The following is a 14,268-nucleotide window of genomic DNA, read 5'->3' on the forward strand; positions in this document are numbered from 1 at the left end:
TGTTAAATTTAAGTTGGTAAATATAAGTTGTTTTATTGAAATAAGGTTTTTGCATGTGCAATTGCTGAAGTTGATGTAGCATCTCCTCCGAGCATTTCTGCAATCTCTGTAATTCGCTCTTCCTTGTTTAGTGCTTTTAGCTGCGTAGTTGTTCTAGCGTTCAATTCTTGTTTGTATACTTTAAAATGTTGTTCGCCTTTGCTGGCAATTTGTGGTAAATGTGTAATGGAAACCACTTGTAAAAAATTTCCCATTGCCGAAAGCATGTTGCCAATTTTTAAAGCCACATCGCCAGAAACACCCGTGTCAATTTCATCAAAAATAATGGTTGGAAGTTTTTTGTGTTCTGCTAAAATAAATTTTAAAGCTAAGGTAAGCCGAGAAAGTTCTCCACCTGATGCAATTTTCCCGATGGGTTTTGGACTGCTTCCTTTGTTTGCTGAAAATTTCCACTCCATTTCATCCATCCCAAAAGCACTTGCTTTTTCTGTAAAATGAATATGGAAATCAAATTGCACATTAGGCATGGCCAAATCTTGCAAATGCACTTTTGCTTTTTCAATTAGCTTCGGCAACACCGCTTTTCGTTTTTTATGTAGCGTTTTTCCAAATGCAACTAATTTAATCTGCTCTGCTGAAATCTCCTTTTCTAAACTTGAAATTTGATTTTGAATGTTTTCCGTCTCAAAAACTTCTTGAGCTAGATTTTCTTCAATTTGAAGCAATTCTTCCAAGCTTTCTACTTGGTGCTTTTTTTGAAGCTTATAAATCAATGCTAATCTATCGTTTATTTTTTCTAAAGATTGTGGATCATCTTCTAAAGAAGTATTCAATTTGTCAACTTCAAAAGAAAGGTCTTCTGCTTCAATACGCAAACTGTTGAAACGTTCTTGTAAAGTTGAATACTGTTCTCCAAAATCGCTTATTTTTTGAAACCGATTATTAATTTCATTTAATTGCTCAGAAATTCCATAGTTTTCTTCCTGAATAGCGTTGCTAGCAAAAGAGAGTTGTTCTTTGATAGCTTCCACATTACTCAACTGAAGCTGTTCACTTTCCAATTCTTCTAATTGAATTTCACTCAATTTGGCTTCTTCTAACTCACTTAACAAAAAAGCTTTGTAATCTCTGGCTCTGATTAATTCTGCTTCTTTTTCAATAAGTTGATTTAATTGAGAAGACAGTTTTTTAATTTTTTGGTCTTGTTTTTTAAAAGCTTTTAAATCTACTTCAACACCAGCAATACTATCTACAATTTGGTACTGATAAGCACTTTCTGCTAAAGATCGGGTTTCTTGCTGACTGTGGATATCGATTAATTCGTTACCCAATAGTTGTAGGCTTTGTAATTTTACAGGAGAATCATTTACAAAAGCACGGGATTTACCAGAAGCTAAAATCTCTCTCCTTATAATCGTGTTGGTTTCGTAATCTAAATCTAGTTTTTCAAATAAAGGTTTCAAATGAAGGTGAGCAATATTGAAATTAGCTTCAATAATGCATTTTTTTTGATTGTCTTTTAAGCTGGACAAATCTGCTCTGTTGCCAATAATTAAACCAAGTGCTCCAAGAATAATAGATTTTCCTGCACCAGTTTCACCTGTAATAATGTTTAAAGATTTTTTTAAATCGATATGAACATCTTCAATTAAGGCGTAATTTTTAATAGATAAGCTTGAAAGCACGCAGTTTTATTTTTTTTCAAAAATACAAAAGCAAATGCAATACGAAGTGAAAAATAAGTGGTTTACTTTATTTCTTTCCAAAGACGGTTGTGAACAGGTGCCATTTTGTATAAAGCTTCTTTTATAGAAGCAATGTCTTTTTTAGGACCATCTTTTAAAATCATTTGAATTTCACCAGCTTTGGCATCAAAAAAGGTACGGATTAAAGCAGAATTAGGTCGGGTTTTGTTTACTTCTTGAATCATATTTAAAGAAGCAATAATTTTTTCTTTGCCTAAATCTATATCTTCATGCATTACATCAAGTCCTTCTCTGTGATAAACATAAAGCGCTTCCCGAAATGTACTAAAATTTTGTGCTAGTAAATCTCTGTTTATGTTAAAGCGGTTAAAGTCTCCGCTACTTCCTCTTCCACCCCAACCAGTTGCATTTGCAGATTGTGCAGCATTGGCAATTTGTTGTGCCTGTTCATAATAAGATGTTCCGCCTAAAGGTTCAAAAGAATCGGCATCTAAGCCCAAACTTGTATTCAAATAATAAGCAACAACAGACATTAAGTTGGTTTCAAATGAATTTGGATTGAAATTTAAAGGCTGAAACTCGGTATATCTAAATGAAAAATTTCTATCGTTAACATTTAGAAGCGGTGTAGAATAATCAGAACCAAAAACAGGTCTTGATGCTTGAAATTGAATACTTCCTGTAAAGTTATCTGAATCATAACTCGTGATCAAAATAAACATACTACACTTCAATTTTTGGTGATCTTTGTATTGTTTATCTGTCCATTTTTTTTGATTTACAAATTCTTGAATAGCCTTTTCTAAATTATCAAAAATGGTAAGTTGAAGTTTTCCAGTTTGTTTAGCATCAACTACTACTTGGCAATCAAATTCCTGTGCGTTTGCAGAAAAATGCATCAAAAATGAAAAACTTAAAATTAAAAAAACTACTTTTTTCATGTTATGCAATGCGTTGAAGGATTTCGGTTAAAATATCTGATGCTACTTCAGATTTGGTTTTTAAATCGAACTCCTTTTTATAGTTATCAGCTAAAATAGTTATTTTATTCGTGTTGTGTTGAAATCCAGCGCCATCATTATTCATAGAATTAAGAACGATAAAATCTAAGTTTTTATTGCTCAATTTCTGTATTGCATTTTCTTCTTCATTTTGAGTTTCTAAAGCAAAACCAACTAATAGCTGATTAGTTTTTTTAGCTCCCAGCGTTTTCAAAATATCTGGATTTTTAATTAATTCTAACGTGAGCGTTTCATCTTTCTTTTTAATTTTTTGATCAACTACTTGAGCTGGTCTATAATCTGAAACCGCCGCAGTAGCAATAGCTACATCTACTTGATTAAAAATAGACAAACACGCATCCAGCATTTGTTGCGCAGTTTGAACTTTTAGGATTTCTAAGTTGGTGTGTTCGTAAAATTCAGCACTTGGTCCTAAAACCAATTTTACTTTTGCTCCTAAATGAAGAGCTGCTTTAGCAATTTGCATCCCCATTTTTCCGCTAGAATGATTTCCGATAAATCTTACCGGATCAATAGGCTCATAAGTTGGACCTGCCGTAATTAAAAAAGTTTTGTTATGTAGTGGCGATTGTTCCTGAAAATGATTTTCTATAAAATCAATAATTTCTTCAGGTTCAGCCATTCTGCCTTTACCAGACAAACCACTAGCTAACTCTCCACTTCCTACTGGAATAACTTTATTTCCATAAGAAGTTAATGTAGTTAAATTATCCTGTGTGCTTTGGTGTTTATACATGTCCAAATCCATTGCTGGCACTACAAAAACAGGGCACTTAGCTGACAGATAAGTGGTAAGTAAAAAGTTATTAGAATGTCCAGCGACCATTTTAGAAATGGTATTGGCTGTTGCAGGAGCTATGATCATTAAATCTGCCCACTCGCCTAATTTAACATGATTATACCAAGTTTTTTCTTCGTTATAAAAAGAAGAAATAACCGGATTTTTAGAAAGTGTTGAAAGACTTAGTGGAGTTACAAACTCTTCTGCATCTGGGGTAAGTATCACTCTTACTTTTGCAGCAGACTTAATACATAAGCGAACTAAAAAAGTGGATTTGTAAGCGGCAATTCCGCCGCTTACACCCAATAAGATATTTTTACCTTTTAAAAAAGACATTAAGCATCTAGCTCTTCGTCCGTTTTTCTGAAGTAAATTTTTTCATTTAACCATTCGTCCATGGCTAAAGAATGTGGCTTTGGCAAACGCTCGTAAAACTTAGAAACTTCAATTTGTTCTTTGTTTTCAAAAACTTCATCTAAGCTATCATTATGTGTAGCAAATTCTTCTAATTTTTCAATTAGTTCTTTCTTCATCTCCGTATTGATCTGAGTAGATCTTTTTGATACTATCGAAATAGCTTCGTAGATATTATTGGTTTGCGCATCAACGTGATTTTTATTAATCGTGGTTGTTGAAGTAGGCGCGTTTGATTCTTTAAGGTTTGTATTCATGATTTTCTTTATAATTCTAGTTCATCTAAATCTTCGTATAATAATGCCATTTCTGCTTTTAAAGCATTGGCTTTTTCAATAAATTCTCCTTCTGGGTAGCGTTCTATATAATCTTTGTAGTAAGAGTCAGCTTTTTGTAGACGTTCTCTCATTAAGGTTTTAAAACTTTTTTCAGCATAAATAAATTGGCTTTCGAATTTATAGTAATAAGCTGCTTCATTGTATTTAGAACCAGGATTGGCTTCAATAAAGTTGTTTAACGCATGGGCAGCAGATTGCCAATATTCCATGTGGTGATATTTTTTAGCAATCTCGTAACTTTTCTTCTCTAATTTATCTGTTAATTCTGCTAAATGTGAGTTGGCTTGATCAAAATATTCTCCTTCTGGATAAGCATTTAAATAAATCTGAAGCTTTTCAATTGCTGTATAAGTTTCTTTTTGGTCAAGACTGTATCTGGGTGATGCTTGATAATAGCTATCTGCAGATTTGTATGCAGCTTCTTCTTTTTTATTTGAATCAGGAAAGGATTTAATAAAACGCTCAAACTTGTAACCTGAGACTATATAATCTCCTATTGCGTAATTTCCGTTAGCAATATAAAAAGAAACAATTTCATTTTGTGGCTTGCCACGCATTCCTGGCTGAATTTGCTCGAACAATCGTAGCGCCTTTAACATTTTACCGCGTTTGCCGTTTTCTAGGGATGTTTCGTAAAATTCTTTAGCTAAATTAAACTTATCTTCTGTGCTGTTTCCTTTAAGTACTTCATTGTATTCTCCACATGAAATTAAAGTCAAAGACAAGATTAATATAAAACAAAGGTTTTTCATTCTCAAATTTTGATTTGCAAAGTTACTGATTCTCACTTGAATTGTAAAATTTAGTTTTCAACTTCTCTTTCGCCCTAATTTTAACGATAAAACAAGTGCTAAATTGCATTTTATTTTAACCGATTTACTAAGTCTAGCAAACGATTGTTCAAGCTTTCATCAACAGGCAGTAAAGGTAAACGCAATTCATTTTTGCACAAGTCTTTGTGTGCAAAAACAGCTTTTATACCTGCTGGATTTCCTTGTTCGAAAATTATATTGATAGCAGGTGCAATTTTATAATGCAATTGGTATGCTTCGTCTACTTTTCGCTCTAAACCTAAATTTACCATTTGGCTAAATTCTTTAGGAAAACCTTCTGCAATTACTGAAATAACTCCTGCTCCGCCGGCTAAAACCATCGGTAAAGTAATCATATCGTCTCCCGATATCACTAAAAAGTCGTCAGGTGTGGCGGCAATTAAATCCATGGCTTGAACCAAATCGCCTTTCGCTTCTTTTATACCGATAATATTATCAAAATCCTTAGCCAATTTGGCTACGGTTTCTACTTCCATATTAGAAGCTGTTCTGCCGGGTACATTGTATAAAATAATAGGAATTTTACTGGCTTTTGCTACTTCTGCAAAATGAGCGTAAATTCCAGCTTGCGTGGGTTTGTTGTAATAAGGCGAAACGGATAAAATGGCATCAAAACCGGTAAAATCTGTTGCTTCAATTTCATCTACTAAAGCTTTAGTATTGTTGGAACCCATGCCTAAAACCAACGGAAGTCTACCTTTGTTTTGCCAAACTATGGTTTGCTTGACCAAGCTTTTTTCTTCTTGCGTTAAAGTAGCGCTTTCCGCAGTTGTTCCTAAGACTACAATATAATCAATACCGTTTTCAATTTGGTACTCCACAAGGTTTTCTAAGGCTTCTAAATCTAGACTTTTATCTTCTTTAAATGGTGTAATCAGTGCCACACCTGTTCCTTTAAATTGTTCCATTTATGCTGATTTTTTTATAATTTCTAGATATTTTTTGGCTTCTTCAAAAAACAAATCTAAATCTGTTTTATTCAATTTGAAAAGCAAGTCGGTTAGTTTGGGGTTTACGTCTTCAAAACCGACTCTTAAATTGGCTTTAGTTTTAGCTGAAAGATAATTCAAATACAAATGTTCTTTGTTAAAAAACTGAAACACATATTCATAATCTTGATGGATTACATCTTTTAATTTTTCAGTTGAAATATTTCCGTTGAATGAAAAATCTTTAGTTCCAAAAAAAGCATCTGCGTTTTCTTTAAATTTCTTTTTTTGCTGCGAAAAACATAGCTTTTCAACAGTATATTTATTTTCAAAAGTTGTTTGAAAACTAGTATGAATATCAGCTGCATCAAATTCGTCTGCATTTACTAAAAACAAAACTTTCGCGTTATTTTTTCCCTTTGGCAAAGGAACTTGCAGGCCCCTTTTCAATTTGAATTTAATTAAGAATTTTTTTAGCAAAACAGCGATTTATAAAAACGAACGCAAATTTAAGGTTTAGAAATTGGATTGCGTTGAATTTTGGTGGATTTAAAAAAACAATTTACCACTCAAATTTTTCAATTTTTAGGTCTTCAAACAGAAAATCTTCTCCTTTATCAAAACCTTTAGCTCCCTTATCTTCGTTCCTGTTCTTGCGTAGTGAAATGCTGTAACTTTCGGGTTCGCCCTTCATTCTTAGGTTTACGTAGTTGGTATTTTCAGATTCGTCTTTGTAAATAATTTCGTCTTCTTGCTCTGGGTCAATTTTTTCTTTACTGCTTCCAAAGAGTTTTTTTGCTGCCACTTTTGTCACCATTTTTAATGGAATACGCAAGTAGTAATCCATGTCCATTTCTAAACTTTGTTTACCGGAAAGCTGCATATAACCTAATGAAGAATTGATGACCATATTTGGTATGACCAAACTTCCATCTCTTAATTCCAAGCGATTTTCTAAACTTCCAAACAGAACTTTATTCAGGTTTTTATCGTCGAAAAAATCGGATAAAGCTTGCATAGGTTCAAAATTTTCTAGCATTCCGTTTTCAATAGAAACATCTATTTGCAAATTGCTTTTGTTTACATAAGGCGTTAAATCGGTATGCAAAAAAACTTTTCCTTCGATTTCACCCGTCATAATGCCATGCAAATTTTCTGAAATTACCTGATCTTGCCCAAAATTATCGAATTTAAACAATAACTGGTCTAAATCTAATTTTTGCAATTTTAAGTTGGGATGCATGTAAATGCTATCTGGATTTGAACCGTTGAAGTAGCCTGATAAAGCAACTTTTCCGCCAGCGGCTTCAAAACGCATATCTTCTACATAAATATAATGATTGGCTTGCATCCGCAATGTTGAACTAAAATTAGTCAAATTGTATTTGTGGTAATTTAAATGCCCGATGGAAGCGGTAATCTGCATATTTCTGAAAGGAACTTCAAAAATATTAAAGGCATCATCATGGTCGATTTGTTGCGCTTCATTTGATTTGGGTTCTTTGTAATTGGTCAATTCATCAACATCAAGATAAGCGGCCTTAAAATTGATTTCGTCTCCTTGTTCCAGCAATTTTTCGTCTTTTCCTAAATAGTAATTTCCAGTAAGGCTAAAATGAGATTTACCAATTTTACCTTTCAATTCTTCAAAACGAAGTTGTTGGTTTTCAAAATGAAGTCGTCCTGAAAAATCTTTAAACTTTAAAGGATGTATGCGCATTCGTCCTTCTAGATTAGCCAACCGAAAATCGGAAGATTGCAACGAATCTTGAAAATGCAAAGCCAAGTTACCATCTGCATTTATTTCGCGTAAAACTTCATCGCGGTAATCTTCGGGGACATAGTTTTCTTCACCGTAAGAAAACACATCTTTTAAGCGAATTAAATTGGAATCTACATCAAATTTAAAAACCGCATCACCCTTCGGATTTTCAACTAAAAACAAATTATAGTTTTCGAGTTTACCCGTAAAATGAATGTCGGAATCGTCTACCATTCCTTTGAAATTGACTATTTCTAATTCATTTTCACGAATGTAAATTCGAGCAAAAAAATCATGCAATTCGTGTGGATAATTTTGAAACTTCCCAAATAACCCTTCTATATAAAACGTTCCAATTGGAAGACTTTCGGAAACCTGAAGGGTATTGGCAGCACCATTAAATTTCAATTGTGCACGAAAGTTGAAAAGCTTTTCATCAAATACCTTTTCATTTGCTTTACCTGTGGTGGTAATTTCGGTAAAATCCATCAAATCGGAAGTGATTTGTAAGTTGGCTTCAACTGTTTTGTTAGACCGATGAATGATATCGAGAAGATGAGTAAGTTCACCTTTTAAAGCTAAATCGGACTCCCCTATTTTGAACTTAAAAAACTCCACTTGGGTTAAATTTCCATCCATTTTGGCTTTGATGTTCAAATCTTTAATGGGCAAATGATAGGAATCGGTAGTGAAATTTAAATTATTGATTTCCAGTTCAGAATAGTAAGCTTGATTGAATTCTTCCAAAGCCAATTCTGGATTTTCGAGATCGATAATGTCGTTGAAATTCATTTTCAATTGTACTTGTCCGGTTAAATTGCGCAAGTCGTTTAAATTGAAAAAACGCGTTAAGAAATTCAAATCGAAATCAGAATCCAATTGCAAATCGATTTCTGGACTTACAAAGTTAGTGATGCGCAAATCTCCTTTAAAAATTCCAGCTTCAGGTGAAGCGCTAAAGTTTTGAATTTGCACTTCAGATGTACTCAAATTGCGATCTTTTCCGTTGGTAAAGCTACCTACAAAGTTCAAGTCGCTAAGTTTTTTGTTTGCTTCTAAATTATCTAAGAAACCATTTTTACAACCAAATTTAGCTTCAACTAAAGGAGAAAATCCGTTGATTGATTTTCCGTTGATTTTAGCTTCGAAAAACACATCTCCTTGATTTTCAAACACACTAAGCGCTTCTTCCACTTCGGGCGGCGCTAAGGCTATAAACAAGTCGAAGTTTTCTTTTAGCCCTTTAAATTCCAATTGTACATCTGCATCATTGGCTATATCAATACTGCCGTTCATTCTAAAAACTCCGTTTTCTAAAACCAATTCAGATTCTTCAAATGTAATTTTTGGTTCGCTTACATTGTAGGAAAAATCAGTATGCAATTCCATGTATTTGTTTTTCACAAAACTGGTGTCTTTTGCATTGATTAAGTTGAAAATAAGCTCGGTATCTAAGTGTATATTCAATTGATTTTCAGCTGATTTGAGTTTTCCTTTTGCCGTTTCAATTTGTGCAGAAAGTTTCAACGAATCATTTGTATTCAATTTTGAAAAACGAATGTTTTTCAGTTGAATTTTTTCTAAAGAATAGTTTGTTGCTTCATTGGAATCTTCCGCTTCTTCAACTAAACTTTCAAAAGCTTTTACAACATTATAACTTTCATCAAGATGCTGAACAATAGCCATTTCACCATTTTCAAGCTGAATGCTTTTTATTTTGAAATCACCTTGAATAATGTTCAAAACATCAAAACCAACGTACACATCTTCAATCGAAATAAAAGGCTTTGTTTGATTTTTGTCTTCGTATATTTTGAAGGTTTGAAGGTCTACCGAAATATAAGGAAAGTTCTTGAAAGGCGAAATTTGAGTCGCTTCAACTTCAATTCTGCCTTGTATGTTTTCGCTGTAGTCTTGTATTAAATTTTGTGTGATGGCATCTTTTTTCACCACTAAAAATACACTGGCCAAACCAAAAATGAAGATGGGCACTAAAACCAACCCTATGAATATTTTTTTCCACTTTTTCATAATCCGTATGTGCTAAAACGAAAATACCATTTTAAGCTAAAAGTTAAATTTTTATTTCCTTATTCAAGGTGTTAATTCGGTTTGGAGAGCCAAATAGATAAATTAAATCATCCACCTTTATGGTGGTATCTGGACCGATATTAGTAATGTATTTTCTACCGCGTTTGATGGCGAGTAAGTTTACTTGATACTTATTCGCTAAACCGGTTTCACTCAATACTTTTCCAACAATATCGTTTCTGCCGTGTTGCACATGCAGGGTGGCCAACTCTTTGTTAGGAACATTAAATTGCTCGAAACTTCCTTTTTTGTTGATGGGTTTCACCGATGAAAACAATTCGTAGTCTGATGAACGAATGGAGTTGACAATTTCTGAAATTTTAGACTCGGTTACTAGATATTGCTTCAACACACGCGAAAATATTTCGATGGACGTTTCAAATTCTTCTGGAATGACTTCATCGGCACCTAATCTTAAATTTTCATCGATTTCCTTCACATAACGCGTTCGCACAATGATGTGTGTGGTTTGCGAATACTGTCGGACATTAAAAATGATTTGATGTGTTGCTTCCTTATCCGAAATAGCAATTACAATTACTCTTGCCTTGTGAGCATTCACATGGTTCAAAATTTCAGGTTGTGAAGCATCGCCAAAAACTACATGTTTGTTTTCTGCTTTGGCTTCTCGCATCAATTTGGCATCAAACTCGATAATAACATGCGGAATGTTCATGCTTTCAGCAACTCGGGCGATGTTTTTGCCATTAATACCGTAACCAATAATCACCAAATGGTCTTCTAGTTCATCAAAACCTTCATTGGGATTTTCGTTGATAAATTTCTTTCGGTTTTCCATCCGTTTCCTAACCTTTTTAGGAACAGGAAGCTGAATCAATTTATTGGTCATCGCTCCGGCTTTGGCCATGATAAACGGCGTAATTCCCATGGTAATGATGGAAACCGCTAAAAATAATTGATACACTTCTGTGGTAAGAATTTCATTTTGAATGCCTACTGTAGAAAGCAAAAGCGAAAATTCACCTACTTGAAATAAGTTGAAACCTGCGATGTGTGAATTTTTGATATCGTATTTAAGTAGAAGCGCAATCAGTACGACAATGATTTTTTTCAATAAAAAAACACCCAATACAAATCCTAAAATAACAGGCACGTTATCGATGAAAAAATTCAAATCTAACAACGAACCCACGGAGATAAAAAAGAAGCTGATAAAGATTTCCCTAAACGGAAGCACATTGGCAGTAGCTTGATGCGAATATTCTGATTCTGAAATAATTAAACCCGCAAAAAAAGCACCGAGTGCAAGTGAAAGTCCAACGGAAGACGTTAGCCAAGCCACACCAAAACACAATACAATAACGGTTAAAATAAAAAGTTCTCTGTTTTTGGTTTTCACCACCAATTCCAAAACCCATGGAACAATGTAGCGTTGCAAGACAAACACAACCAATCCTACACCGATTAATTTCACCAATAAAATAAGTAAGGTGTTGGTTACATCATCTGTTTTTCCGGCTAAAATTGGGGTTAGCAACATCATCGGCACAACTATAATATCTTGAAAGATCAAAATACCAAGTGCCATTCTACCGTGCGTTGATTTAATTTCGTTTCGGTCGTTCAATATTTTCAGCACGATAGCCGTGGAGCTCAATGAAATTAAAAAACCTAAAAATACCGATTGATTGATGGGAAGCCCTAAACCCATAGCAACTAAAGCGGTTATTAAAATGGTAAAACCAACTTGCAAACCACCACCGATAAAAACAGTTCGCCAAATGCTGATTAAACCTTTAAAAGAAAGTTCAATACCAATAATAAACAACAGAAAAATGATTCCAATTTCTGAAAGCAGCTCCACTTCATGATGCGAACTCAACAAATTGAATGCACTTGGTCCTACGATAATTCCTGCGATAAGAAAGCCAAGAATAGAAGGAACTTTCAATTTTTGGAAGAGCAGAATTATAGGCAAAGCAATGCCCATAACAATGACGATTTCTTTTAATAAAGGAATTTCCATAGGTTAAATTGAAAAGGTAAAATTAATGAATTAGTTGAAGCCTTAAAATTTAAATATCACTTCGTGACAATTAATTTACATTGTAGGATGCGCAAGAGTTTGAAGCTTGTTTTGAAAAAAATTAATGGTAAGAAAAGAAAGTTTCAGATTATTTCCAAAATTGATTCTCCCAAAAACTACAGACTTTTTGTTCGGAATGCAGCTTTTCAAATTGAAGCAAATCCTTTTCAGCTACTTTTTCCTGCATCACATTGAACAATTCCCGTTCTTCGAAACGAATGTGTTGTTGCAACAAATCGTGTATTTTTTCAAAATCTGAAAAGTTTTTGGAAGGAAGTTCAAAAAGTGATTTCAAGGCTAAATGTTGATTTTTCGCTTTCAAAACCAAATCATGCTCATTGCCTAATAAGGGAAACAAAATCTCTTCTTCTAATTTGAAATGGTCTACCAAGTAATTTTCCCAAAACCAATCGGAATAGGCTTTCATATCAAGCAAATCGGCTTTTTTAGCAATGCCTTTTTGAAGTCGCAAAGCGAAAACCAATCCATCATGATGTTCTCTGCTTAAATTTTGTAAAGCGGGATGCCTTTTGATGGGTTTTGTAGTCATGTTTTAAACTTTGAAAGATTTCGCAAAAAAACAATACTACTAAAATGATTTTTCATTTGAGTAGTATTGCTTCAAAAAAACGCTATTTTATTTGGTTCTGAATTTTACAACAAATAATCTGTACTTACAAAATTCGATTTTTTGCTGTTTAATAATTCTTCTAAAATTTCATTATTCTTCGGGTTGTCTTTGGAAGCCACAAAAGTTCGAATAGAAAACGAACGCAAAGCATCATGCACACTCAATGTTCCCACAGCTGAATCTTTTCTACCAGTAAAAGGCAGCACATCAGGTCCACGTTGACAAGAACTATTCAGATTAACACGGCAAACCAAATTGACCAATACATCGATGAGTGGCGACAATTCGTTGATGTTTTTTCCAAACAAACTAACCTGCTGACCATAATCGGATTTGGCCATATCATCTAAAATTTCTTGAATATTCTTAAATGGTTTAATTGGAATAACCGGGCCAAATTGTTCTTCTTGGTAAACACGCATCGACTCATCCACAGGATACAAAACCGCTGGATAAATGTAGTTAGGCGTTGTCGTTCCACCTTTTTCATTCAAAACCTTCGCTCCTTTTTGGGTTGCATCATCAATCAATTCTTGAATGTAAGCCGGTTTGTTGGGTTCTGGAAGCGGAGTTAATTTTACGCCTTCTTCCCAAGGTTGACCAAATTTTAGTTGATCTACTTTTTCTGCAAATCGTTTATTGAATTCTTCTTTAATTTCATCATGTACATACAGAATTTTCAAAGCTGTACAACGTTGCCCGTTGTAAGATAAAGTACCGTTGATGCATTCGGCAATGGCTAAATCTAAATCGGCTCCCGGAAGAACGATGGCTGGATTTTTAGCTTCTAAGCCTAAGATGAGTCGAAGTCTGCTTTTATATGGATGTTGGTCTTGCAGGGCAATGGCCGAAGTGGAATTTCCGATGAGTGCCAGCACATCAATTTTTCCTGTTTTCATAATCGGTGCTGCTACTTCTCTTCCCCTACCATAAATTACATTGATTACGCCAGCCTGAAAACTTTTTTGAAATGCTTCTAACAATGGAGATAACAATAAAACTCCATGTTTGGCAGGTTTAAAAACAGCGGTATTCCCCATCATTAAAGCTGGAATTAACAAGGCAAAAGTTTCGTTTAACGGATAATTGTAAGGTCCCAAACACAACACCACACCTAGCGGTCCGCGGCGAATGTGTGCGTTGATGCTATCGACTTTTACAAACTTGGCACTGTCTCTATCCAATTGTTTGTAATCCTCGATAGTATCGTGAATGTATTGCACGGTTCTATCGAATTCCTTTTCAGAATCGGGTAAGGTTTTCCCGATTTCCCACATCAGTAATTTCACTACTTCTGTTCGTTTGGTTTGCATGATTTCAACAAATTGTTGCATGCAAGCAACGCGGTCTTTTACCCGCATGGTTGGCCAATTTCCTTTTCCTTGGTCGTAAGCTTTCACAGCTGAATCCAACACATCTAAAGCTGTTTTTTCATCCATATGTGGAATGCTACCAAGCAAAGTAGGTTTGTATTCTTCAGTTGTGGAAATGGAAGAATGCACATCATCCATTTGTCCATTCCACTTTACTAATTCCCCATTATCTAAGTAGGTTTTTTGATGAAGTAGTGAATCGATTGTTGCGTAATTTAAAGTAGCCATAATGTTTTGTGATTTTATTTAAAAATTCATCACAATTTAGCCAAAGAAATTCACCAATACCCTGAATACAAGCAAAATAATTGTTAAACTTTAAGAAAGTTGGTAATATTTGG

At 34.2% G+C, this 14,268-nt stretch carries 11 protein-coding genes; all 11 read right to left on the reverse strand.

Features of this window, described 5'->3' with window-relative positions; genetic code table 11:
- Positions 1-32: 32 nt before the first annotated feature.
- Entirely contained in the window at positions 33-1,685 is a 1,653-nt protein-coding gene (gene recN, locus IEV72_RS04400) for a DNA repair protein RecN (protein ID WP_188457883.1), read from the reverse strand.
- Between the two features lie 62 nt (positions 1,686-1,747).
- A complete protein-coding gene (gene porD, locus IEV72_RS04405; RefSeq protein ID WP_188457884.1) occupies positions 1,748-2,647 on the reverse strand; it encodes a type IX secretion system protein PorD in 900 nt (299 codons plus the stop codon).
- A 1-nt stretch (position 2,648) separates the two neighbouring features.
- Positions 2,649-3,845, reverse strand: coding sequence for a bifunctional phosphopantothenoylcysteine decarboxylase/phosphopantothenate--cysteine ligase CoaBC (gene coaBC / locus IEV72_RS04410; RefSeq protein WP_188457885.1), 1,197 nt, complete (start codon positions 3,843-3,845; stop codon positions 2,649-2,651).
- Positions 3,845-4,180 (reverse strand): DNA-directed RNA polymerase subunit omega, encoded by a 336-nt coding sequence (locus tag IEV72_RS04415; RefSeq protein WP_188457886.1) that lies wholly within the window; start codon positions 4,178-4,180, stop codon positions 3,845-3,847. The genes coaBC and IEV72_RS04415 overlap by 1 nt, the downstream gene beginning before the upstream one ends.
- 8 nt (positions 4,181-4,188) lie before the next feature.
- Complete coding sequence (locus IEV72_RS04420) at positions 4,189-5,013, reverse strand: outer membrane protein assembly factor BamD (RefSeq protein ID WP_188457887.1); 825 nt, start codon at positions 5,011-5,013, stop codon at positions 4,189-4,191.
- 110 nt (positions 5,014-5,123) lie between these two features.
- Entirely contained in the window at positions 5,124-6,002 is an 879-nt protein-coding gene (dapA, locus tag IEV72_RS04425; protein ID WP_188457888.1) for a 4-hydroxy-tetrahydrodipicolinate synthase, read from the reverse strand.
- Positions 6,003-6,503: a DUF6913 domain-containing protein gene (locus IEV72_RS04430; RefSeq protein ID WP_373283987.1), complete on the reverse strand. Its 501-nt coding sequence runs from the start codon at positions 6,501-6,503 to the stop codon at positions 6,003-6,005.
- A gap of 82 nt (positions 6,504-6,585) precedes the next feature.
- Positions 6,586-9,816: an AsmA-like C-terminal region-containing protein gene (locus IEV72_RS04435; protein WP_188457890.1), complete on the reverse strand. Its 3,231-nt coding sequence runs from the start codon at positions 9,814-9,816 to the stop codon at positions 6,586-6,588.
- A 43-nt stretch (positions 9,817-9,859) separates the two neighbouring features.
- Positions 9,860-11,863, reverse strand: a complete 2,004-nt coding sequence (locus tag IEV72_RS04440; RefSeq protein ID WP_188457891.1) for a monovalent cation:proton antiporter family protein — start codon at positions 11,861-11,863, stop codon at positions 9,860-9,862.
- 148 nt (positions 11,864-12,011) lie between these two features.
- Complete coding sequence (locus tag IEV72_RS04445; RefSeq protein WP_188457892.1) at positions 12,012-12,473, reverse strand: hemerythrin domain-containing protein; 462 nt, start codon at positions 12,471-12,473, stop codon at positions 12,012-12,014.
- Between the two features lie 104 nt (positions 12,474-12,577).
- Positions 12,578-14,155 carry an NADP-dependent glyceraldehyde-3-phosphate dehydrogenase gene (locus tag IEV72_RS04450; protein WP_188457893.1) on the reverse strand — a complete coding sequence of 526 codons (1,578 nt, stop codon included), beginning with the start codon at positions 14,153-14,155 and terminating at the stop codon, positions 12,578-12,580.
- Positions 14,156-14,268 lie beyond the last annotated feature (113 nt).

Source organism: Psychroflexus planctonicus, from assembly GCF_014640195.1.
Taxonomy (GTDB): domain Bacteria; phylum Bacteroidota; class Bacteroidia; order Flavobacteriales; family Flavobacteriaceae; genus Psychroflexus; species Psychroflexus planctonicus.

Excerpts from the sequence above, each read along its gene's own strand:
- IEV72_RS04415 (WP_188457886.1), bottom strand. The coding sequence starts at position 4,180 with ATGAATACAAACCTTAAAGAATCAAACGCGCCTACTTCAACAACCACG.
- IEV72_RS04440 (WP_188457891.1), bottom strand. The coding sequence starts at position 11,863 with ATGGAAATTCCTTTATTAAAAGAAATCGTCATTGTTATGGGCATTGCT.
- IEV72_RS04435 (WP_188457890.1), bottom strand. The coding sequence starts at position 9,816 with ATGAAAAAGTGGAAAAAAATATTCATAGGGTTGGTTTTAGTGCCCATC.
- IEV72_RS04445 (WP_188457892.1), bottom strand. The coding sequence starts at position 12,473 with ATGACTACAAAACCCATCAAAAGGCATCCCGCTTTACAAAATTTAAGC.
- IEV72_RS04420 (WP_188457887.1), bottom strand. The coding sequence starts at position 5,013 with ATGAAAAACCTTTGTTTTATATTAATCTTGTCTTTGACTTTAATTTCA.
- dapA (WP_188457888.1), bottom strand. The coding sequence starts at position 6,002 with ATGGAACAATTTAAAGGAACAGGTGTGGCACTGATTACACCATTTAAA.
- IEV72_RS04450 (WP_188457893.1), bottom strand. The coding sequence starts at position 14,155 with ATGGCTACTTTAAATTACGCAACAATCGATTCACTACTTCATCAAAAA.
- coaBC (WP_188457885.1), bottom strand. The coding sequence starts at position 3,845 with ATGTCTTTTTTAAAAGGTAAAAATATCTTATTGGGTGTAAGCGGCGGA.
- porD (WP_188457884.1), bottom strand. The coding sequence starts at position 2,647 with ATGAAAAAAGTAGTTTTTTTAATTTTAAGTTTTTCATTTTTGATGCAT.